The organism is Leyella stercorea (genome assembly GCF_021531355.1).
Taxonomy (GTDB): Bacteria; Bacteroidota; Bacteroidia; order Bacteroidales; family Bacteroidaceae; genus Prevotella.
The window spans coordinates 1-1,344 of sequence record NZ_JADYTS010000160.1; the positions used below are offsets into that span (position 1 = coordinate 1).

General features: G+C 45.2%; 3 protein-coding genes. All 3 read left to right on the top strand.

The genetic code is table 11. The features are described 5' to 3' along the window. Nucleotides 1-399: ParA family protein (locus I6E38_RS14785; protein ID WP_235394699.1), on the top strand; the 399-nt coding region annotated here is incomplete at its 5' end. A 5-nt stretch (nucleotides 400-404) separates the two neighbouring features. Then, complete coding sequence (locus tag I6E38_RS14790) at nucleotides 405-749, top strand: hypothetical protein (protein WP_235394700.1); 345 nt, start codon at nucleotides 405-407, stop codon at nucleotides 747-749. Nucleotides 750-1,036: 287 nt separating this feature from the next. Continuing rightward, on the top strand, nucleotides 1,037-1,344 hold a 308-nt coding region (locus I6E38_RS14795), incomplete at its 3' end, for a hypothetical protein (protein ID WP_235394701.1).

Genomic DNA, 1,344 nt, shown 5'->3' on the forward strand with positions numbered 1-1,344 from the left:
TACATCCTCATCGACTGCCCACCTTCATTGGGCATCGTCACCACGAATGCCTTTCTTGCAGCCGATGAAATCATCGTGCCAATGACTCCTGAGCTGCTTCCGCTCAAAGGAATGAGGATGCTTGATGCTTTTGTGACCAACCTCCAAAGAGTGAAGCCCTCTTTTCGCCTGGGAGGTGTGTTCATAGCCCGCTTCAACCATCGAAAACTGAACAAGGTGGTTGAGCAAGCCGTAAAGTCTCGCTACGAAAGCATCACCATGAAGACCCGAATCCGTGAGAACATAGCCCTCGCCGAGTCGGCTGGAAGCGGAAAAAGCATCTTCGAGTACGACCCTAACTCCAATGGAGCCAAAGACTACCTTGCGTTGACGGAGGAGATTATTTCACGTAATCAATAAAGACCATGGGAAAGAAGAATATGGACATCCTGCTTGGCAATATCTTGGGAAATGCTGCCATCAAGCCGCAGGACAGGTATGAAGAGCCGGCTGCTCCTTTACCAGAGAATGATGCTCCAGCACCTTCAGCGAAAGCTACAACCAAGGAACAGTCTGATGACACTTGGCGGCACTTCTCCTTTATATGCTCAAAAGCCCTTGTGGACAAGGTGCAAGCCATTGCCCACAAAGAAGGCTTTACTATCCGTGCCTTCATGGAATATGTCATGAAACAAGGTATAGAGGCTTATGAGTCCAAGCATGGAAAGGTGAAGAAAATCAGGTCGAAAGAAATTCATGAGGTGATGTAGCCATGAGGATAAGTAGCCATGTATATGTGTGGACGTGTACACATGTGGACATGAATACATATAGCCATGAATACATATATATGTGTGGACGTGAGAACATAGTTCAAAATATTAGTAACCAATAAAATAAAAAGACAATGAAAAAGTATTTCCTAACCGCCATCCTGTCATTGTTGGTGGCAACAGTGTTTACCTCTTGTGGTGATAATGACATTATCGAAGGAACTGAAAAACCATCATCCGAGCTCAAAGTATGGGTAGAGCCGTATCACATCAAAGGTGCGTCCTTGGATGAAGTAACAGCTTACATGAGTGGTACAATGATGCGTTACCATTTCGAGGCAGAGAACAAGACCGCTGATAGTTTTCAGTTGGCATATAAGACGGGTAATGGCAACGAGGCTATTCTCTATAGTTTCTTGCGAAGCGACAGCACCCTGTATTCAGTCATTGATACGGAACTTATCTCCAACAGCCGTCTGATAATAGACTATCTGAAGAAACACTACACTCTCGTATCTGCATCCGATGAAACTTCCTACCAATACTGTTTCACCACCGAGGATAGGTCTATGGTCATTACCACCATGAAGGT